Source organism: Pseudomonas glycinae (assembly GCF_001594225.2).
In the GTDB taxonomy this organism is placed as follows: domain Bacteria; phylum Pseudomonadota; class Gammaproteobacteria; order Pseudomonadales; family Pseudomonadaceae; genus Aquipseudomonas; species Aquipseudomonas glycinae.
Window position 1 is genome coordinate 2,094,134 of the sequence record NZ_CP014205.2, and the last position, 23,402, is coordinate 2,117,535.

Consider the following 23,402-nt stretch of genomic DNA (forward strand, 5'->3'; position numbering starts at 1 on the left):
CTTTTTTATTGGAACGACACCGACGACTGCTCGCGCAGCGAACGCGGGCGCATGTCGATCCAGTGCTCGTTGATGTAATCCAGGCAGACCTGGCGCTCACCGCGCATCCCCGCCTCGCTCCAGCCGCTGGCCATCGGCTTGCCCGCCGGCCACAGGGAATACTGGCCCTGGGCGTTGATCACCACATCGAATTGCAGTTGTGCGTCATTCATGTCGTTCTCCTGTTGAACGGGATTGCAGCGTGGCCAGACTCCGGTCGAGCCCGGCGGCGAGATGGTTGAATACGGCATGCCGCTGTTCGTCGCTTGAAGCGCAGGCCCCGGCGTAAACCCGCACGGACGCCGCGCAGACCTGCGCGCAGGTGTCTGCATCGTCGTCCGCGAAAGCCCGGGCCGACACTTCGGCGTTGGCGCTGGCATGAGCCTGGGCAAACGCCGTGGCGGCGGCTTCGGTATTCAATTGCGCGTAATACTCGGCGAACGCCTCGGCGTCGCCAAAGTGCTCGGCAATCATGGCGCTGTTGGCCGGTGCCAGGCCGTAAGTCAGCGCACTGGCGTGGGCCTTGGCGTACGCCGCGTCGTAGGCGTAGGCCTTGCGATACAGCGCCAGCAACACCGGTTTGAGCCTGGCCCGCCACTCGCCCTGACGCCCGATCACACCGAGCGCCGCCCGCTGATGCAGGCTTTGCAACGCGAGCAGCGCCTGCTGATGCTCCGGCAAGGCTTCGCCGAGCATCGGCAGGACCACGTCGGCCTGCCAGAGATGAAACAGCCGCAGCGGCACGGGACCCTCGTCATTGTCTATCCGCTTGCGCAGGTCGTCGGCCTGTCCGGTTTCGCACAGCACTTGCACTAAATTCAGCAGCCATAGCGGCATCAAGATCGGTTCACTCATGGCGATGGCTCATCCGTACCGATGACTTCGGCCAGCAACCGCGCCCAGCGGCCCGCCACGATGCCGTAGTGATCGGTGTCCAGGGTTTGCCAGCTGCGCAACTGCGGCAGCAAGGCCTGCCAGTTGCGTTGCAGGTCATCCGGATTCCAGGCATTGCCCAGCCCGTAAGGATTGGCGTGCCCGGCGCTGAACAGCCGCACCACTGTGGTCGCCAATGCTGGCGGCTGGAAGTCGATCATGCTGGCCATGTTGTTGCGGCAGCACACCGTCAGCCGTTGCAGATACGCCTGGCGTTCTTCGGCCATGCCCTGCCCTTCGACCGCCGGCCAGCGCTGGGCAAACTCGCGCTGGAACACCTGCTCGATGGTCTGCTCATCAATGCCGGCCAGTTCCGCACCGGCATTCGGCGCGGGCGGGTCGATCAGGTACAACAACGGTTGCCTGAAGCCCTCAGCCTGGGCCTGATGACACAGTGCTTGCGCCACCCATGCTCCGAAGGACCACCCTGCAAGGCGCCAAGTGCTGCCGTGCGGAAGATGCTCCTTGATCGCCTCCAGATACCAGCGTGCACGTTCTTCCACGCTGACGTTCGGCAACTGCGGCAAGCGCAGCGCCGGATCGCCGATCACGCACACGCCCAGTTCCGCCGGCAGCGCCGAGACCAGTTCCCGATAGGCCTGAACATCGCCACCCACCGGGTGGATCAGGTACAGCCAGTCACGCCCGGCTCCGGCATGCCATTGATCGATCCGCACTGCGTCGTGCCAGCCCTGCAGTGTTACGCCGGGAGCCTCTTCAACCGTGGCGGTCGAGACCAGCCCCAGCACTTCGCTCAGGCTGACCTTGTGGCTGAATTGCGACAGCTGAAACACCTCACCGGTGGCCGCTTGCAGTTCGTCGATCAGATCGAGCAGTGTCAGCGAATCCGCGCCCAGGTCGTACAGCGAGTCGTCATCTTCCAGCTCGGCCACACCGAGCCACTTGCACAGGCACTCACGCAAGCGCGCCGACAGATCCACGCCCTTCGGCGCCTCTACCGTTGCGGCCACGGCACCATGGCGAACCGGATAAAACCGCCGCGCCGTGTCGATGCCGGTGGTGGAAATCAACAGCTGCGGCAACTGCGTCGCCATCGCCAGATCGAACACCCGGCAACCCTCTTCGGCTGACAGTCCGACCGTCAGATGCTCCAGGTGCGCGGCGTCACCGCCGTTGCTGGTGGTGGCCATGCCGATGTCGCGCCAGATGTCCCAGTTGATTCCCAGGCGCAGGCAGGTGTCGGCCGGGTTCGGGCAATAGTGGGTGAAGCCATCGAGTACCCCGCTGGCCGCCGCGTAATCCACATGCCCCGCGCCGCCGAACATTGCCGACATTGACGAGCAATACAGGACAAAACCCGGTGTCAGGTGCTCGATCAAGGCCTCGACCGCCAGCATGCCGCGAGTCTTGGCGGCCATGGCCTCGGCCATTTGCCGAGGATCACGGTGGCGAATCAGACTGCCTGCACCGACGCCCGCCGCATGAATCACGCCGCTAAGGCGACCGTAACGCACGGCCAGTTGATCGAGGATCTGCGGCCAGCGCGGCAGGTCGGCGATGTCCGCTTTGATGCAGTCGATCCGCGACGCGTACGCCGCCAGTGACTCAGGCAATTGCCCTTGGCGCGAGATCAGCAGCACACGGCGCGCGGGTGCCTGTAGCAGGTGTTCACACAGGGTCCGGCCGATGCCGCCGCTGCCGCCCAGCACCAGGAACGTACCGTCTTCCGGCAGAAGCCCTGATGGCGTCGCCGGGCCGGTCAATGGCTGAGGCAGCAAGCGTGGCTGCCACAGGTATCCGTCGCGCGCCGCCATTCGCCGAGGCAGTGAGGCCGGATCGGCAAGCAACGCTGCCAACTCGCCGGCCTGCGCTTCGAGGCGTGACGACGGCAAATCCAGCCAGTGACAACGTACCGGGTATTCCTGCGGCACCACTTCGGTGATGCCGGCCAGCGCCGCCAGCTCGGGCCGTCGCACCTCGCCATCCACCGGACACGCCTGCCACGACATCAACCACAACCGCAGCCGTGTCGTGCGCGGGGTCTGCCCCCAGGCCTGCATCAATGCACTGACCGTATCCAGGCAGGCCCACTGCGCCAGATCCAGCGATTGCTCGTTTACCTCGCCCGACACCGCCAGCGGCAAGGCATGCAACCAGTCGAGTTCGCCAAGGTCGGGTTCTGCGACTTCGGCGAGCAAACGGTTCAGGGCTTCAGTGTCCAGCGGATCAAGTTCGAAACGGTCCGTGCTCAAGCGCTTGAAGCCATTGCCCGCGCGCACTTGAATCACGCGTTGATAGACAGTGTGCAGGCTCGCCAGCAACGTCGATTCCGGCGTTTCATGGCTGCACAGAATCAGCACCTCACGGGATTGCGCCGTCGCTGTCGTGCTCAGGCGCCGGGTGCGCACCCATTGTCGTTGGTGAAACCAGTCCGCCAGCGGTTGTCGCGCAAGGGCTGGCGCTTCAGGTTCAGCAGCCACAGGCGTCTGGAAACGATAGGTCTGAAGATCGAACGATGACGGCGGCAAATCCCACGGCGGCGGCGCCGAGCGCTGCGGCCATTGGATATTCGCGCCTTCGTACCAGGCGTCCAGCAGTTCCTGCGGCGATTGATCACGGGCGATCACCTGCGCGCTTGAGACCGTGACTTCCTTGATCGCTGGCGGCTGCAATGGAATGTCGTCACCCGGCCGGCACACCATCGCGAAGCGCCAGCGCAGTTGCCGGCGACCTGACTGCAAGTGCCGCAGCAACGCAGTCTGCTGTTCCGGGTTCGCATGCAGGTATTCGCGAATCGCCGCGATATCGCGCAGCAACTCCGCCCGGCTATGGGCCGAGATCATCAGCAGTGGCAGCGTTTCCTCGCCCCCCTCCTGCGCCGCGGGCGCAGCGCCGACGATGACATGCGCATTGGTCCCGCCAATCCCGAAACTGCTGACACCGGCCAGTCGCCGCCGTCCTTGCGGCCATGGCCGGGACGTGGTCGGCACATAGAACGGCGAATGCTGCAGATCGATCTGCGGGTTGATCCGGCCAAAACCGAGGTTCGGCGGCAGCACGCCATGGAACACCGCGAGACTGGCGCGAATCAGCCCGACTACCCCCGCCGCCGCGCCCAGATGACCGATCTGGCTTTTCACCGAGGCCAGCGCGCAACTGCCGGCCGGCGCATCGCCAAAAGCCTTGGTCAACGCCGCGACTTCGATCGGATCGCCCAGCAAGGTGCCGGTGCCGTGGGCCTCGATGTAGCCGATGTCGGCACCGGTCAATCCGGCCCGGTTCAAGGCATCACTGATAACCGCGCTCTGCCCCGCCACCGACGGCGCGGTGTAACTCATCTTGGCCCGGCCATCGTTGTTCAACGCCGAACCTTCGACCAACGCATAGATCCGGTCGCCATCGGCCCGCGCCTTGGCCAGCGGTTTGAGCACCACCACCCCGTAGCCGCTGGCGCCAAGGGTGCCGCTGGCATCGTCGCTGAACGGACGACACAAACCATCGGCGGAAAAAATGTGCTGCGAGCGGTGCCGGTAGCCCTCGGTCAGGGTCGGGTCGATCAGCACCCCGGCCGCGAGCATCACGTCGCTGTCGCCCTGACGCAGCATCGAACTGGCCAGGTGCACGGCGATCAGCGAACTGCCGCAAGCGGCCTGCACGCTCAGGGCCGGGCCGTTGAGGTCCAGGTGATACGCGGCTTTGGTCGCCAGAAAATCCTTGTCGTGGTGCAGCGCCAGTTGGAAGCCGTCCGGCAGATCGTCGTCGGCGGTTTCACGCAACATTTGCTGGAAGTACGTGGTTTCGCCGCAACTGGCGATCAGACCGATGCGCGGGCCGTCCGCCGACGGAACGATGGCCGCGTGTTGCAGGGCCTGCACGCAGGCCATCAGCAGATGCCGCTGTTGCGGGTCCATCAGGCGCGCTTCCTGGCGGCTGATGCCGAAGTACTCGGGATCGAAATCAAGCAGGCCCGCCAGTTGGCTGCGGGCGCCGACCAGGCCCTCTGCGGCGGCAAAGTGCTCGATGCCCAGCCCATTGCCTTGCACCATCGCCCAGAACTCGGACAGGTTCTGCGCCCCGGCCACATTGACCGACATGCCGATGATCGCCATCGGCTGGTGACCTGCGTCGGTTTGCCGTGTCTGCTGCACCGCTGCGACCGGCGCCGTCGACAGATGCGCCGCCAGACGCCGCACCGTGACGTGTTCGAACAGATCGGCCATCGTCACCTTGTACGGCAGTTCTTCGGCGTAACGGCCATGCAAACGCATGAGGCCAAGGCTGGTGGCGCCGGCCTCGAAGAAGGTCTGTTCCGGCTCGATGTCACGGCCGATTACAGCCTGGAACAACTCACTCAGTTGCCGTTCCAGTGCGGTCAATTGAACAGCCGTTGCTGGCGTGCTGCGCCGCTCCAAAGCCTCGCCCAAATCCGGCAAGGCCTTGCGATCGATCTTGCCGCTGGGGGTGCGTGGCCAGCGGTCGATCCGTCGGTATTCATCGATTCGCACATGGGCCGGCATTAGCCGCGCCACCTGACGATCCAGTTCACCGGAAGTCGCAGGCTCACCCTCAAGCTGCAGCCAGGCGATCAGCCGTGGTGGATCGGCCTGCACCGCCACCACCGCGTTGACCACTTCCGGCACCTGCATCAGCGCCGCCTCGATCTGCCCCAGCTCCAGCCGATGGCCGCTGAGTTTGATCTGCTGATCGTCACGTCCCAGGTAATGCAGGCAGCCTTGGGCATCGGCCCACGCCAGATCGCCGGTGCGGTAGTACAAACAGCCGTCCGCCAGCTCGACAAACCGCGCGGTATTCATTTCAGGGTCTGCCAGATAGCAGCGAGCAACCATCGGCCCGGCCACCAGCAAATAGCCACGGCTGCCGATCGGCACCGGGCGGTCGTGCTCATCGACCAGCAGCAACCGCGCATTGCCCACGGCATGGCCGATCGGCGCGCGTAGCGGCCAGTCCCGTGCCACGGGCGGCAGGCGCAAGGCGCTGACCACGTGGGTTTCAGTCGGGCCATAGTGGTTGAACAACGAGGCGTGCGGCATGCCGCCGAACCAGTTGCGCAGCGCCTCGGTGCAGAGCAGTTGCTCGCCGGCCGTGATCACCTCGCGCAACGCCGAAGGGTAAATGCCCCTGGTCACGGCGGTTTGCGCCAGATGCTGCAAGGCCACGTACGGCAGGAACAACCGCTCGATCCGCGCCTCGACCATGTAATCCAGCAACGCCTCGGCATCCTGACGCCAGCGCGGCGTGATCAGGTGATAACAACCGCCGCCGCACAGGGTGCTGAAAATCTCCTGGAACGACACGTCGAACGACAGCATCGAGAACTGCAGGGTCACCGCTTTCGCCGGCAACTGCCCTTCGGTGCGCTGCCATTGCAGCAGGTTGCACAGGGTGCGTTCCGACACTTGCACACCTTTGGGCGTGCCGGTCGATCCGGAAGTGAACAGCGTGTACAACGGCCGTTCGCCAGCGTGGCGAGGACGCTCGAACGTTCCGGCATCGGCGCGCAGATCAACCCGATGGGTGGCGAATCGTCCGGCGTTCAGGTCATCCAGTGCAGCCTTGGTCGCGTCGCTGAACAGCACACAAAGCGGCTGCGCCTGCTCCAGCACCTGACGCTGGATCGCCACCGGGTAAGCAGGGTCCAGCGGCACGGCCGTCAGGTTGAGTTTGGCCAGCGCCAGCAAGGCGACGATGTGCTCCACCGAGGCATCGAGAAACAGCACGACATGCAACGGCGCGTTCCCGGCCGGCAACGGATGGCGCTCGATCAGGTTTGCCGCCAGAACATCGGCCAGCGCATTCAGCTCGCTGTAGGTGAGGCGCTGCTGGCCTTGAACCAGCGCGACCGCCTCCGGCGTGCAATGCACTTGATGCTCGAACCCGTCCGACAGTGTGTTGAACGGCAGCGCAATCTGCGGACCTTCGCTGGCCGGTGGCAGGCTGCTTCGATACGGACCGAGCAAATCGTTGAGATTGGCCGCCGGAGTTTCCAGCAACAAATCCAGACCACGGCGGAACAACGCGTTCACCGCCCGCATCTGTTCGGCATCGAAATAGCTGCACTGATATTCCCACCAGCATTCCAGCTGCGAACCGCTGCCCACCATCAACAACGTCAGCGGGCACTTGGCGTGCAACTGCTCGTTGAATTCCAGCGTGGCGCGCAGGCTGGAATCGGTCAGCGCCGCGTAATCGGTGTTTTCCAGCACAAACATGAAATCGAACAGCGACGGGCTCGACGACAGCCGCAGGTCTTCCACCAGATCCGCCAGCGCCACGTCCTGCAACGCCAGCACCTCGCGCACCGTGGTGGTCTGCTTGCGCAATTGCTCGCTCAGGGGCCATGCGTTTTCAACGACGGTGGGGATCAGCACGGTGTTGGCAAACATGCCGACGTTGTCTTCGAACTCCGCCAGCGGCCGGTTGGACACCGGGCTGGCGATCCGTGGCCGCTCGCACCCGGTCAGGGCGTACAGGCTCCAGGCGAAAACACTGAACAGCACTTCGAAACGGGTCAGCCGTTGTTGCGTGCAAAAGCGTTCGAGGGCCGCGCTGCGCAGGGTGCCCAACGGTTCGCGGTGCAACCGGGCGTCCGGGCTGATTTCGCGCATTGGCGTCAATGCAGGCGACGGTTCTTCCTGACGGCGATGCAGCTCGGCGAGTGCGCGGCGCTGGTCGCGATAATGCGGATCGACGCTCCACTGGCGCTGCCACTGGCCAAACTCCAGCGTCGTCAATCGGGCGTCTGGCGGCGGGCTGTCTTCGCCTTGCAGGACATCGGTGTAAAGCTGCGTCAGGTTCTCGAACAGCAGGTTCACCGACCAGCCATCGACGATGATGTGATGCAGATTCAGCAACAGCCGGCAGCTGCCATCGGCGAACGGCAACAGCCAGGCCTGAAACAGGTTCGGGGTGGTCAGGTCGAACGGCGCGGTGAAGACCAGCTCGGCGAAGGCCTGCCAGTTGTTCTCGGTGAAATGCCCGACCGCGAAGGTGCGACAGGTCGGACCCTGCTCGGTGATTACTTGATCGAGTCCGTCGACACCCGCCGCGAATGCAGTGCGCAATCCCGGATGACGCTGCACCAGACGCCCCAAAGCCTCGGCCAGTGCCGCAACGTCGACACCTGCCGCCAGATGCAGAATCAACGGCACGCTGTAGGCGGTCGAGGTCGGCGAACGTTGTTGCAACAGCCACAGCCGGCGCTGTTCGGCGGTGGCCGGCAGGCGTTTGGCGCTGCTGATCGGAGGCGCAGGTGGGTAGATCGACTCGCGGTTGGTTTCACCGGTCAGTTGTGCGGCCAATGACCAGAAAGGCTCGTTGAGCAACGTATCGATGGCGATCTCGCGCTGCCAGTGGACACGGATCGCCGAACGCAGGCGCAGGGCCTTGAGCGAATCGCCGCCGCTGCCCAGCCAGTCATCCTGCGCATTCAGGGCCGGTTGACCGAGCAGCGAGCGGGCCTGACTCAGCAACCAGTCCAGCGCCGGTGAAACGCTTTCGTTATCCGTAGCTGCCAGGACTGGGTGCCACGGACTCAACCCTTGGGCCAGCAATCCGTCACGATCAATCTTGCCATTGGCCGTCAGCGGCAAGTGCTCCAGCAGAAACAACTGATGCGGCCGCATATACGGCGCCAGTTGTGCCCGCAGATGGTTTTCGAAGGCGTGATAGTCCAGATCCCCGCGCGGCACGATGAACGCCAGCAACTGATGATCTTCAGCCGCCTGACGCCGGGTGCAGACGTACACCTGCGCCACGCCCGGATACTCCAGCATCCGCTGTTCAACCTCACCCGGCTCGATCCGGAAACCACGAATTTTCACCTGCCGGTCGACGCGCCCCAGGTACTCGATCAAGCCTTCGGCATTGCGCCGCACCAGATCGCCGGTGCGGTAATGCACCTGCGCGCCACCGTCGAGGTCGAGCAAACGGACGAACTGGCGGGCGGTTTCTTCAGGCCGGTTGCGGTAGCCACGGGCGACACCGCTGCCAGTCAAATACAGCTCGCCGACCTCGCCCGGCGGCACCGGGCGTTGCTGCTCATCCAGCACCAACACGCCAGTGTCCGGCAACGGTCGGCCAATCGGCGCCGAGTCAGCGGAAAAGTCGCGGCTGATCGGCCAACACAGGGCAAACGTGGTGCACTCGGTGGGGCCGTAGACGTTGAAGATCCGGCAGCGGCTCTCAGGATTGGCCCGATACCAGCCGCGCACGGCGGCAGCGCTGATCTGCTCACCGCCGATCAGCACCTGACGGACGCTGGAAAAGCACGACGGCCACTCGGCAATCAAAGTGTTGAACAGCGATACCGTCATGAACAGGTTGTCGACCTGCGTCCGCTCCAGCACCTCGGCCAGACGCCGCGCATCCAGCACGTCGTCGTCGGCGATCATCACGCAGCAACCGCCGTTGAGCAGCGGCGCCCATAGCTCGAAACTGCACGCATCGAACGCCGGGTTGGACAGGCAGGCAAACCGGTCCGTCGGGCGAATCTCGATATAGCCGTTGGTGTGCGCCAGCCGCAGCAAGCCGCGCTCGCCCACCTCGACCGCTTTCGGCGTGCCGGTGGTGCCCGAGGTGTAGAACAGGAACATCACCTCGGCAAAATCTTCGGCCAGCGTTTGCGCTGGAGCGTCCGGCTGATCGAGCAAAGCCTCGACGCTGGTTTGCCACAGTGAAGACGACCACAGCGGTTCTTCGTCCAGGGTAATCAGGCCGACACACGCCGCATCCGCCAGCATCAACTCTCGGCGTTTGCGCGGGCTGGCGCGATCCAGCGGCACTACCACCGCGCCGACTTTCAGGGCGCCGATAATCGCTGCCAGCCACTGCCAGCAGCGCGGCATGCACAACGCCAGCGACTGACCGGGCTCAACACCGCGCGCCAGCAACCCACGGGCGATACGTTCGCTGGCGCTGGCCAGTTGCGCGTAAGTCAGCGTGAGCGATTGATCGATCACCGCCGGGGCTTGAGGATTACCCGCCACTTGCTCGGCAAAACGTGCGAGCAACGGCATGTCTTTGGACGCACTCATCATTTCGCCTCCTGCGCGTCGAAGCGTTGCAGCTCCTGACGGATGATTTGCGAGACCCGGTGGATTTCCGCGCTTTCGAGCATGTCCCAGTGCCCGCCACTGACCAGTTTCGCCAGATAGCCGCTGCCCGCGCGACGCCGCCAGAAGCCACGCAGTTCATGCAACTGATGGCGGCTGAAATCTTCCCGGGCCTGGATCAGCACCACGCGACCGGCGCGCGGTGCGCACTCATAGGCGGCCATGGCCAGGCGGTTGTGGTTGTAGATGTTGAAATAGCGTTCGACCTGCGCGTCCTCGATGCCGGGGTACATGCCGTTGAAGCGCACCAGTTTGTCGCGGAACTCGGCCATGTCCACGGTGCCGATCTGCTCGCGGAAACCCGGATCGTCGCTGCCCTGGGTGTCGAGCAGCACCACCGTTACCTGACGATGCCCGGCCGCTGTCAATCGCCGCGCCATTTCATAGGCCACCAGACCACCGAACGACAGCCCGGTGAGAATCAGCGGTTGCTGCGTCAGTGGTTCGATCTGGCGCAAGTAAGCCTCGGCCATCGCTTCGACCGTCGGCTCGGTGCTCTCCCCCGGATTCAGTCCCGGCGATTGCACCCCGTACACGCCGGCTTCATCCGGCAGCACCTTGGCCAGCGACAGGTAACAGAACGCCGTACCGCCCGCCGGGTGAATGCACACCACGTTGTGCTGGCCGCTGCCGCGCCGGAATTCGATCAGGTTGCTCTGGGCCAGCGCCGGATTCACCCCAACCCGCAGCCAGCCGCCCAGCGCTTCGATGGTCGGGTAGCTGAGCACCACGCGCACCGGCACTTCGACCGCGAACTGCTGGCTGATTTCATGGGCCATTTTGATAGCAGCAATGGAGGTGCCGCCGACATTGAAGAAGTTGTCGCGAATGCCGATCTGCGGCGCCAGCAACAGGCTTTTCCAGATCTGGTACAGCGCCAGTTCGATGTGATCGCGCGGGCTGCTCAGGTTGACCTGACGATTGACCAATTCCTCGTCCGCCAATGCCGTCAGCGCAGTGCGATCGACCTTGCCATTTGCGGTCAGAGGCAGCGCGTCGAGCCACAGATAGCTGCCGGGGATTACGGCTCTGGGCAGGGTTGTCGCCAGATGGGCGTGCACCGCTGCTTCGTCCACGGGTTCGGCCAGCACGCAACAGGCCACCAATCGTTGATCCTGCGCCGCTTCGCCGACCATCAGCACCACGGCGCTGCGGATGCCGGGAAATGCTTCGAGCCGGGCTTCGATTTCACCCAGCTCCAGACGCACGCCGCGCAGCTTGACCTGAAAATCGTTGCGACCGAGAAATTCCAGCTGACCGTCCGGGCGGTAGCGCGCCAGATCGCCACTGCGATAGAGCCGATCACCTGCCACGAACGGATTGTCGATAAAGCGCTCGGCACTCAGTTGCGCCAGCCCCAGATAACCACGGGCCACACCGACGCCGCCAATGTGCAGATGCCCGGTCACGCCCACCGGCACCGGCTGGTCGCGATCATCGAGCACGTAAAAACGGTTGTTGGCAATCGGCCGGCCGATCGGCAGTTGCCGGGCCGGCACCTCGGCGCCGGGCTCCAGGGTCCAGATGCTGTTGATCACCGTGGTTTCGGTCGGGCCGTAAACGTTGTGCAGCCGCGCATGGGGCAGACGCTCCTGGAAGCGCCGGGCCAGAGCCGGCGGCAGTTCACCGCCGCCGCTGAACACATCGGTCAGCGACACACACTGGCTGACCTCGTCGACCTCCAGAAACAGCTGCAACATCGCCGGCACGAACACCAGCGCCGTGACCTGCTGCTCGCGCACCTCGCGAGCCAGGTACGCCGGTTCGTAATGGCCGCCGGGCCGTGCGATCACCAGCCGCCCGCCGGTTGCCAGCGGCCAGAAGGTCTCCCACGCCGAGGCATCGAAACCGAACGGGATCTTGTGCAACATCGCCCCCGCCTCGCCGCAGACCTGCAAACACCACAACAGCAGATTGCTCAAGCCACGGTGGGCGACCATCGCGCCCTTGGGCAAGCCGGTGGTGCCGGAGGTGTAGATGACATAGGCGAGATGGTCAGGGGTAACGCCCACATTGCGCGGATCGAGATTGTCCGCCGGCAACGACGCCCAGCTCGCCGCATCTTGTTCGAGGTCGAGAATTGGCGCTTCCCAGTTCGAACCCTGCTCGGCCTGACGCAAGATTGCGTGCGCCGAACCGAGGGTCAGCAGCACCGCCGGCGTGCTGTCGCCGAGCATATGGCTCAAGCGACCCAACGGATAATCCGGATCCAGCGGCACATAGGCGCCGCCGGCCTTGAGCACCGCCAGCAGCGCCACCGGCAATTCCAGCGAGCGCTCGATGCACACCGCCACGCGCACATCCGGGCCAACGCCCAAGGTGCGCAAGTGCCGCGCCAGTCGGTTGGCCCGGGCATTGAGTTCGGCGTAGCTCAGGGATTCGCCCTCGAAGACCACTGCGCAGGCCTGAGGGTTGCTCGCAGCCTGCGCTTCGACCAGTTGATGCACGCAGGGCGTCGCTTGCGTCAGTGGTGTGGCGCGGTTGAAGTCGACCAACACCTGCTGACGCTCAGCCTCGTTCATCAACGGCAAGGCATTGATCGGTTGCTTGGCGTCGGCGGCGATCTGTTCGAGCAGATGTCGGTAGTGCCCGCTCAGGCGTTGGATGGTCGCAACGTCGTAGAGGTCGGTGTTGTATTCCACCAGCAGGTCCAGCCGCCCATCCCGCTCGACCCATTCGAATGCCAGATCGAACTTGGCCGTGGCGCTGCTGGTGCCGTACGGCGCCAGTTCCAGACCAGGCATCTGCACCGCGTTGCCCGGTGTGTTCTGCAGCACCAGCATCACCTGGAACAACGGCGAATGGCCGGGATCGCGCTGCGGGTTGACGGCCTCGACCACGCGGTCGAATGGCACGTCCTGATGGGCGTGGACGTCGAGCATCTGACCCCGCACGTCGCGCAGCAGCTCGGCGAAGGTTTGCTGCGGATTCAGGCGCTGACGCAGCACCAGGGTGTTGACGAAATGGCCGATCAGCGGCTCGACTTCCGGGCGATTGCGGTTGGCGAACGGTGTGCCGATGCACAGATCCTGCTGACCGCTGTGGCGCCACAGCAGCACCGCCAAAGCGCCGAGCAGTACGTTGAACAGCGTGCCCTGGGTCTGCCGGGCCAGCGCCGTGAGTTCGCGCAAGGTGCCGCCATCGACGGAGGAACTGAACGTGGCCCCGACATAACGCTGCACCAGCGGTCGTGGCCGGTCGGCGGGCAACGTCGATAACAGCGGCGCGTCGTCCAGGTTACGGCGCCAGTAATCGAGCTGAGCGTCCAGCACGGCGCCGCCCACTCGCTGTTGCTGCCAGCAGGCGTAGTCAGCGTATTGCACCGGCAGCGGCGCAAGCGTCGGGGTTTCACCACGCAGATAATCGCCGTACAGCGTAGCGACTTCGTGCAGGATCACGCCCATCGACCAGCCGTCGGCGATGATGTGATGCACGCTGTACAGCCACAAGTATTCATCGTCGGCCACGCGCAGTAACGATGCCCGCAACAATGGGCCGGTGGCCAGATCGAATGGCGCCCGTGCGTCCTGTTCGACGGCGAATCGCACTTGCTGCTCACGCTCGTCGGCAGGCAACTGGCGCAGATCCGTCACCGATAACGACAGCGACATCGATGGATGCACCGCCTGACGCGGTTCACCGTCCACGCTGCCAAACGTCGTGCGCAGGACTTCGTGGCGGGCCACCAGTTGGTTCAGCGCCCGCTCCAGCTGCGCGACGTCCAACTGCCCTTTGAGCGTCACCGCCGTGGGCACGTTGTAAAACGGGTTGCCGGGTTCCAGTTGATCGAGAAACCACAGTTGCCGCTGCGAGAACGACAACGGCCAGGACCTGTGCGCGCCGGCGCGGCGGGGAATCGCCGCGTCATCGTGCCCGCCGAGCAAGGCAATCAGTTCCTGTTTGTGACGCTTGAGCGCCTGGGTCAGTTCTTCGGTGAGAAACCCGCGCGGCGCCTTGCAGCGCAGCCTGTCACCGTCCACCTCGAGCACCACGCCATGGCGAGCGAACAACGCCAGCAATTGATCGGCATTCATACTTCGAACTCCTCCATGTCTTCGTCGTCCAGGCTGGCGGTCACAGTCTCGATGGCAAACGCCTCGACCCGCGCGCGGTGTTGTTCATCGGCCGTGCGCAGCCCGCCGATCATCGAGTAGATCAATTCATGGCTTGGCCCCAGATCGAACAACGTCGTCAGTTGCTGTTCCTCGACCGAGCCGATACCGCACAGGCCCAGGCCGTGCTCGACGGCGGTCATGCTCAGCAACTGGGCCATGGCGCCGCTTTCGATGTGGCAGAAGTCGCGGCTGCGCTCGCCATACAGCGGGCGAATCGCGGCCATGTCGGCGATGAAGAACAGCGAGAACGCGGCGTTCTCGTACACCGGTCGGTTGACGAAATAGTCGTAGGTGTCCGGGTCGAGCGCTCCGCTCTGGAGCGCCAGCAAGCGATGCTGGCGGGGATCGTAGTAATACGCGCCGCCGGGCACGCCGAGCACGCGATCCGGCTTGACGTAGAGGTACGCCTGAATCGGGTAAAGGCCACCCGCCGACGGGAACTGGTATTTCACCTCGCCGTCGAGTTGCCCCTGGGCCAGTGCCGCCAATACATGGGCAAAGGCCTGGGTGGCGATCGGTTGCCGATCGTATTGACGCACCGAGCGGTAATCGCTCAAACGCCGGGCGAAGGCCGGGTCTTGCGGCAGATCCAATGCCACTGCCGGCAGGGCTTGAGCGAAGTCACGGCGCCCACGCTGTTCGGCTTTGAACTGCGCCCGCTGCTGGGGATCTTCGATAATGTCCTGCACGGGCTCCGGGGCCTGCTGCACGTTGCCGATCAGATCCTGACGCGCCCGGTTCTGGCGGTACATGCCGAGCAGGTGCAGCAACGTCGGCTGGGCCAGCAGTTGTGCCACGTGCGGGCGGAACTGCAAGGCGCCAGACAACGCGTTGCTGATCCGGACGATATCGATCGACGTTGCGCCGAGGTTCAGCAGGTTGGCGTTGGCGGCGATGGATTCGCGCTTGAGCACGCCCTGCACGATTTCCACCAGCCGCTGTTCCTGCGGGCCCTCGACTTCCAGCGCCGGTCCTTGCTCCTCGATTTGCTCAGGCTCCGGCAGGCGTTTCTTGTCGACCTTGCCGTTGGACGACAACGGCCAGGCCTCGACGAACGTGAACGACGGCGGAATCATGTAGGCCGGCAGTTTGTCGCTCAGGTACGCGCTGAAGTCGCTGGCCTGCAACGCCGGATCGGCCTTGAGCACGTAACCCGCCAGACGCTTCTCGCCCAGCGTGCTGCCAAGAATCCGCACCACCGCGCTCTGCACGCCGGGGTGGCGATTGAGCGCGGCTTCGATCTCGCCCAGTTCGATGCGATAGCCCTGGACCTTGACCTGATTGTCTTCGCGACCGAGGAATTCGATGTTGCCGTCGGGCAGTAAACGGCCCAGGTCGCCGGTGCGATACAGCCGTTCGCCGGTCAGTGGATGAGCGAAGAAACTGCCCGCGCTGAGTTTTTCATCGCGCCAGTAACCTTTCGCCAGACCGATGCCGCCGATGTACAGCTGCCCCGCGACCCAGGTCGGGCGCACTTGCAGCGCTTCATCCAGCACGTAGAAGCGCTGATGATCGAGGGCCTTGCCGTAGGGAATGCTGCGCCAGGCCGGGTCGACCTGTTGCACCGGGTAGCAGATCGACCAGATCGACGCTTCGGTGGCACCGCCCAGGCTGATCAGTTGCAAATCCGGCTGCAAGGCCCAGGCCCGCTCGGGCAACGTCAGGGGAATCCAGTCGCCGGACAGCATCGCCACCCGCAGGCTGGCAGGTAGCGCACCGCCCTCACCCTCCACGTACTCGACCAGCATGCCGAGCAGCGCCGGCACCGAGTTCCACAGGCTGACCCGATGACGTTCGATCAACGCCAGCCAGTGCGCAGGATCGAGGGTCAGTTGCGGGTCGAGGATGACCACTGCCGCGCCCACGGCCAACGTGCCGAAGAAGTCGTAAACCGACAGGTCGAAGCTCAGCGACGAGATCGCCAATACGCGGTCGGTCGGGCCGACAGCAAAGCGCCGGTTGATGTCGAGCAAGGTGTTGACCGCACCGCGATGGTCGATCACCACGCCTTTCGGCTGACCGGTGGAGCCGGAGGTGTAGATCACGTAAGCCAGGTCGCTTTCGTCCACCTGCACCGGTTGCAGTGGCAGTTCATCGTTCGAGACTTCATCGGTGACCGCGATGGCCGTGACGTGCGCCGGCCATTCGATCCTGTCGAGCAGCGCCGGTTGGGTCAGGACCAGGCTCGCCTCGGCCCGCTCCAGAATATGCCGCAGCCGTTCCGCCGGCTGACTCGGTTCGATCGGCAGGTAAGCGCCGCCGGCGTACAGAATCGCCAGCGTTGCGACCAATTGCTCCCAACCGCGCTCCATCACCACCGCCACCAAGCGGTTCGGCAGCACGCCCTGCGCTTGCAGTCGGGAGCCGAGTTGCCGGGCCTCGTTGCGCAGTTGAGCGTACGTCAGCTGTCGCGCACCGATCACCGCCAATGCATCCGGTGTGGCGAGGGCCTGACGTTCGAACAGTTCGTGCATCAATGGCAGCGTTTGCTGCTGGTCGACCGGTGCCGGCAAGCGTGCCTGCGGCAGCATCTGTGGCGTGTTCGCGCCCCAGGCTGCCGGCTCGCAGAGGCTGTCGAGCAGGGAGTTATAGGCGACGAACATCTGCTCGATCATGCCTTGCGGGAAAAGCTCGTCGATGCTGTCCCAGTTGAACAACAGGCGCCCTTCCAGCTCCAGCAACGTGTGGTCGAGCCATACCTGCGGAGTCTGAGTGATGCTGTGCATGTGTTTGGCATTCAACGCGTCAGCCAGGTTGAACTCGGCCAGCTCCGGCGCTGCTTCCGACAGCGTGCTGTTGAACACGATCGGCATCGCGGTCTGCTGCACGCCCCGAGCCTGGGACAATTCGCGCAACACTCGCACACCGCTGACCACCGAATGGTCGATGTCGCGCCACAGTTGCGCCTGCACCGCGCGGGCCTTGTCGGTGAAGGTTTGTGTTCCGTCGATGCCGACTTCCAGCAGTACCAGTGAGGTGAAGTCGCCGATGATCTCGTCGACATCCGGGTGTAGCGGCATGCGGTTGAACAGCGGCAGGCTCAGGGTGAAACGCGGGGTGCGGCTCCACAGCGCCAGCACTTCGCTGAACGCGGTCAGCAGCATCACCGACGGCGTCACCGCAAACTGCTTGGCCACGGCTTTGAGCTGCGCCCACTGCGCGGCCGACATGTCGCGGTCGCGGCGGGTGAAGTGCGGGTTGGCAATGCTTTCGGGTTGGCGTACCAGCGGCAGGTCTGGCGCCGGGGCCAACGTAGTCACCCGTTCACGCCAGTAGCCCAGCGCCTGCTCGTAGCGGCGGCCATTGCGCAGCTGCTGTTCGGCCAGCACATAGTCGCGGAAGGTCAGGCCCGGTTCCGCCAGCTCAAGCGCGGGATCGAGGTAGAACGCCATCAGTTCGCGGGCGAGAATCTGCGTGCTCGCGGCGTCGACGATCAGCGCGTCGAGGCTGATGTGCAAATGGGTGATGCCGTCATCGAGTAGCGACAGGCTGAACTCGAACAGCGGCCAGCGACTGGCGTCCAGCACCTGATGGGACTGGCGTTCGCGGGTCGCTTCCAGCGTGCGTTGCGCCACATCGGCGGGCAAACCGCGCAAATCGCTGCGCGGCATGCGATAGGTCGGCACCTGCGCCAGCACCTGTTGCGTGCCGTCGCTGAGGAACACCACGCGCAGCATGTCGTGGCGCTGGATCATGCGATTCAAGGCCAGCTCGAAACGTTCGGCGTCGAATTCGGGAATGCGCAGTTCTTCGTAGCCGTGGGCACTGACGCCGCCGAGGCTGACCGTGGCCTCGCGACCGAACCAGTACGCTTGCTGGATATCGGTCAGAGGGAATGGTTCATGCCGATTGCCGCGATCCGGCTCGATCTGGATGAATGCCGGTTCAACGCTCTGATCTTCACGCGAGACCCGCGCCGCCAGATCCCGCAACACCGGAGTCTGGAACAAGCTGCTCAGGGACAGTTGCGCGCCCATGCGCTGGTTGATCGCGTAGATCATCCGCGTCGCCAGCAGCGAGTGGCCGCCGAGGTCGAAGAAGTTGTCGTGGATGCCGACCCGTTCGCACTTGAGCACTTCGGCCCAGATCTCGGCCATTTGCCGTTCGGTGTCGTTGCGCGGCGCTTCGTAAGTCGCCCCGGCGCTGCGTTCCGGTGCCGGCAGCGCCTGACGGTCGAGCTTGCCGTTGCGGGTCAGCGGCAAATGCGAGAGCCGGACCCAGGCACTCGGGATCATGTGTTCGGGCAACTGGCGTTGCAGTTCGGCGCGAAGGGATTCGCTGGTCGCGGTGCCGACCACGTAGGCCACCAGGCGCTTGTCTCCGGCCACGTCTTCGCGCAGCAACACGGCGGCTTCCTGAACGCCGGGTTGCTGATGCAACAGACTGTCGATCTCACCGAGTTCGATGCGGAAGCCGCGCAGTTTCACCTGCTGGTCGATGCGCCCCAGGTATTGCACGTTGCCGTCGGCCTGGAATTTCGCGAGGTCGCCGCTGCGGTACATCCGCGCGCCCGGCTCGGCACTGAACGGGTCCGGCAGGAAGCGTTCGGCGGTCAGGTCCGGACGGTTCAGATACCCTCGGGCCAGGCAGGCGCCAGCGATGTACAACTCGCCCGCCACACCGACCGGGACCGGATTCAAGTGCTCGTCCAGCACGTACAGCCGCGCGTTGGCGATGGGACGGCCAATGGGCGGCGCGTCCGGCCAAGACTCGGCGTCGTTGCAGTCGAGGCTGAACTGGCTGACCACATGGGTTTCGGTCGGCCCGTACTGGTTATGCAACTGCGCACCGCCGAGCCCACGGACAAAGCCACGCAGCTCGTCATTGATTTGCAGGGCTTCACCGGCGGTGATGATCTCGCAACCGCCGGCCGGCATCGGCGCATCGGCCTCGGTCAGGCCGGCCAGTTGCTGCAATACGGCGAACGGCAGGAACGCCCGCTGCACGCCTTCGGCCACCAGGGTCGGGCGCAGTGCGGCGAGGTCCTTGCGGCTGTCTTCGGTCATCAGCAACAGGCTGCCGCCCTGGCAGAGGGTGCTGCAGATTTCCTGGAACGAAACGTCGAAGTTCAGCGAGGCGAATTGCAGCACACGCTGCGGTGCTGCGGCTTGATCGAGTTGCCAGGCAATCAGGTTGTCCAGCGCGCGACGGCTGTGGGCCACGCCTTTCGGGCGTCCGGTGGAGCCGGAGGTGTAGAGCACGTAGCCGAGGTGTTCCGGGCTCACCGTGACGTGCGGATCATCCGCCGGGTGCTGTGCCCAATGCGATGCGTCAGTGTCCAGGCAGCAGATTTTCGCCCCGTTGGCCGGCAGCCCGGCCATCAGGCTCGACTGGGTCAGCAGCATGGTCGGCGCCGCATCGCTGAACATGAATGCCAGACGTTCGCTCGGGTAAGCCGGGTCAAACGGCACGTACGCAGCGCCAGCCTTGAGGATCGCCAGCAGGCCGATGACCATTTGTGGCGAGCGTTCCAGGCACAGGCCGACGCGATGCTCGGGGCCGACGCCTTGTTCGATCAGGTAATGCGCGAGGCGGTTGGCGGCACGATTCAGTTCGCCATAACTCATTTGCTCACGGTCAGCGAGCAACGCCACGGCATCGGGCGTTTGCCGGGCAAGGGTTTCGAAGCGCGCCACGCAACCGGGCAACGACGCGGTATCCCGCGCGGTGCGGTTCCAGTCATGAACGATCTGCTGATGTTGCTCGGCGCTCAGCAGCTTGATCCTCGCCAGCGACTGCTGGCTGTCCTCGACCATCTGCGTCAGCACCCGACGCAGGTACTCGCCGAACTGCTCGACAGTGCCGCGCTCGAACAGGCCCGAGGCATATTCCAGACCACCGACGATCTGCCCGTCGCGCTCACTGAGCGCCAGTTGCAGATCGAACTTGGCCACGTGATGGCTGCTCTCGACCGGCGTAACGTCGAGCCCGGTCAGCAGCAGGTCGGAATCCTGATCCTGCTCCCAGGCAAACAGCACCTGGAACAGCGGACTGTGGGCCAGGCTGCGCGGCGGGTTGAGCAATTCCACCACTTGCTCGAACGGCAGGTCTTGATGCTCCTGAGCGTCCAGCGCCACTCGCCGCGCCTGTTGCAGCCATTGCGCCACCGACGGCGCACCTGATCGGGTCATCCGCAGAGCCAACGTATTGACGAAGAAACCGATCAGCCCTTCCAGTTCCTGTTGCGGACGGTTGGCCGATGGCACGCCGATCACTACGTCGCTTTGCCCGGACAGACGCGACAACAGCAATGAAAACCCGGCCAGCAGAGTCATGAACAGCGTGGTGCCTTGCTGCATGCCCAGGGCTTTCAATCGCGCGGTCAACGCTTCGTCGAAGACCAATGGAACAAAGCCACCGAGGTAATCCTGCACGGGCGGACGCTTGTGATCGGTCGGCAACTCCAGCAATACCGGCGCGCCCGTGAGGGTTTCACGCCAGTAACGGCTTTGCTGCTCCAGCACGTCGCCGGACAGCCATTGCTTTTGCCACACCGCGTAATCCACGTACTGCACCGGCAAGGGCGGCAGCGGATCGTCGCGATCCTGCAACGCCGCTGCGTACAGCTGCCCCAGCTCGCGGGTGAGCACGCCCATCGACCAGCCATCGGAGATGATGTGGTGCTGGGTCAGCAGCAACACATGGTCATCCACCGCCAGCCGCAGCAGGCTGACCCGCATCAGCGGGCCCCGGCTCAGGTCGAACGGTCGTGCGCCTTCCTCGTCGATCAAGCGGGTCAGGCGCTCTTGCGCATCGTGCCCCTGCACGTCGGTCACCGTCAGCCGGACACTGTGCGCAGGCGGCAAAACCAATTGCCGCCCTTCCCCTTCAACAGCAATGAACGTCGTACGTAGCGCAGCATGGCGCGCCACCAGTTGGTTGAAGCTGCGTTCGAGTGCCGGCACGTCCAGCGAACCGCGCAAACGCAGGTTCAACGGCATGTGATAGGCAGCGTTGCCACCCTCCATTTGTGCCAGAAACCACAGGCGCTGCTGAGCAGACGACAACGTTTGCGCGCCCGAGCGTTCAAGGGCTGTGATGGCCGGACGAGCCGCCGCCTGACTGGCTTGCAGCCGTTCGGCAAACTCCGCCAGAACCGGCGCGGCAAACAGCGTCGAAGGCGCCACTTCCAGCCCCAGCGTGTGGCGAACCTGCGCCAGCACCCGCATCACCAGCAGCGAGTGACCGCCGAGGGCGAAGAACTGATCCTGACGCCCGACCTGCTCGACGCCGAGCACGTCGGCCCAGATCGCGGCGAGTGCGGTTTCCAGCGAGCCTTTGGGGGCTTGATAGTCCTGCTGATCGAACGCCTCAACGTCCGGCGCCGGCAGATTTGGCCGATCGACCTTGCCGTTGGCGGTCAGCGGCATTGCATCGAGACGCACGAAAGCGGTCGGCACCATGTAATCCGGCAGGCTGATATGCAGCTGTTCGCGCAGTAAGCGCGGGCTCAGCGTTGAGTCTGGTTTTTCGCAGTAGTAGGCGACCAATCGCGGTTCACCGGGACTGTCCTGGCGCAGCAACACCACGCTTTCGCGCACGCCCGGGATGTCCGCCAGCCGGGTTTCGATTTCCCCCAGTTCCAGACGCAGGCCGCGCAATTTGGCCTGGGAATCGTTGCGGCCAAGGAACTCCAGTTGGCCGTCGGCCCGGTAACGCGCCAGATCCCCGGTGCGGTAAAGGCGTTCACCCGCCACGAACGGGCTGTCGATAAAGCGCTCGGCGGTCAGTTGCGGCAGGTTCAGATAACCGCGCGCCACGCCGACGCCGCCGATGTACAGCTCGCCTGCGACGCCCTCGGCAACCGGTGCGCCGTCAGTGTCGAGCAGGTGAATCCGGGTATTGGGCAGTGCCCGGCCAATAGGCAACACCGCGTCAATCTGGCTGCTTTCGGTTAGCTCGAAACAGGTGCTGTCGATGCTCGCTTCGGTCACGCCGTAGGCCTGGACGATCTGCACGCGATCACCGCACAGCCTGCGCAATTGCCGCGCGCTGTGGGCGGTCCAGATGTCGGAGCCGCAGACCACGGTGCGCAGGAACGACAGGTCGTGGCCGGTCTCTTCGACCCACGCCAACAGCGGATTGAGCAGCGCCGGCACGAAGTCGGCAAAGCCAATCTGCGCCTCGCGCATCAGACGATACAGGGCCGGCGGGTCCATCAGGGTGTCCCGTGGGCACAGCACCAGCGTACCGCCAAAACCCAGCGCACGGATCAGATCCGCGCTGAACACATCGAAGGAAAAACCGGCCATTTGCAGGTGGTTGATCGGCTCGCCCAATCCATAGAGCCGGGCCCAGTCGGCGCTCACGGCGACCAGTCCGCGATGCTCGACCATCACGCCTTTCGGGGTGCCGGTAGAGCCGGAGGTGTAGATCACGTAAGCCAGGTGACGGGGTGTCAGGCCGATCGAGTGAGGATCGAGGTTGTCTGCCGGGAGCGAATCCCAATCACGGGCGTCGGCCAGCTCCAGCACCGTCGGTGCAGTCGCTGACAGTTCGAGCGCCGCCCGCAAAACATTGCTTGCCTGGCCGTGAGTCAGCACCACCGGCGGTGCGCTGTCGGCCAGCATGTGCGCCAGCCGCGCCTGCGGATAGGCCGGGTCCAGCGGCACATAGGCACCGCCAGCCTTGAGCACCGCGAGCACGCCGACCAACATTTCCAGCGAACGCTCCAGACACAGCCCGACCCGCACGTCCGGCCCGACCCCGAGCTTGCGCAGGTGATGGGCCAGCCGGTTGGCGCGGGTGTTCAGTTCACGGTAACTGATTGCCTCCTGCTGCCAGCGCGCAGCGATGGCCTCGGGGCTGCGCAGCACCTGCGCTTCAAACAGACCGTGCACGCACAGGTCTGCATCGAACGGTTTCAAAGAGCAAACGTCGGGCTGCGCGGGATTCGTCCCACGCAAGGAAGTGTTGTCGAACATCGGAGGCTACCGTCCATGACTACATTATTTTTGTGATCAGGCAGGTGTCAGCACGCTTCCTGCCAGTCAGGCCCCGGCATCAGGTGCCGGCACGGTCTTTCGAATTCAGGAGGATGGCGCGGCGCGCGCGTGCAGACTCGCGTTGAACGCGGGCACACGCAGAAACTCGGGGGGAGACAGGCTGGAGAAGAACACCGCAGCGCGGTCGGCGCAGGCAGATGGAAAGTGGGCCGGATCATTGGCGACAGGGGTCGCCCCGTTCATTGCATCGTCGATTGCAAACCGCGTGACCAATTGAA

5 protein-coding genes are annotated in these 23,402 nt (G+C 64.5%); all 5 read right to left on the reverse strand.

Features of this window, described 5'->3' with window-relative positions; translation table 11 throughout:
* Positions 1-5: 5 nt before the first annotated feature.
* Genes AWU82_RS09435 through AWU82_RS09455 form a run of 5 tightly spaced genes read right to left on the reverse strand, consistent with a single transcriptional unit; the run spans position 6 to position 23,103 of the window.
* A complete protein-coding gene (locus AWU82_RS09435) occupies positions 6-212 on the reverse strand; it encodes an MbtH family protein (RefSeq protein WP_011333696.1) in 207 nt (68 codons plus the stop codon).
* Positions 205-894: a hypothetical protein gene (locus tag AWU82_RS09440; RefSeq protein ID WP_223290686.1), complete on the reverse strand. Its 690-nt coding sequence runs from the start codon at positions 892-894 to the stop codon at positions 205-207. Before AWU82_RS09440 ends, AWU82_RS09435 begins: the two co-directional genes overlap by 8 nt.
* Positions 891-9,986 carry a hybrid non-ribosomal peptide synthetase/type I polyketide synthase gene (locus AWU82_RS09445; protein ID WP_064382012.1) on the reverse strand — a complete coding sequence of 3,032 codons (9,096 nt, stop codon included), beginning with the start codon at positions 9,984-9,986 and terminating at the stop codon, positions 891-893. The genes AWU82_RS09440 and AWU82_RS09445 overlap by 4 nt, the downstream gene beginning before the upstream one ends.
* A complete protein-coding gene (locus tag AWU82_RS09450) occupies positions 9,986-14,098 on the reverse strand; it encodes a non-ribosomal peptide synthetase (RefSeq protein WP_064382013.1) in 4,113 nt (1,370 codons plus the stop codon). The genes AWU82_RS09445 and AWU82_RS09450 overlap by 1 nt, the downstream gene beginning before the upstream one ends.
* Positions 14,095-23,103, reverse strand: coding sequence for a non-ribosomal peptide synthetase (locus AWU82_RS09455; RefSeq protein WP_064382014.1), 9,009 nt, complete (start codon positions 23,101-23,103; stop codon positions 14,095-14,097). Before AWU82_RS09455 ends, AWU82_RS09450 begins: the two co-directional genes overlap by 4 nt.
* Positions 23,104-23,402 lie beyond the last annotated feature (299 nt).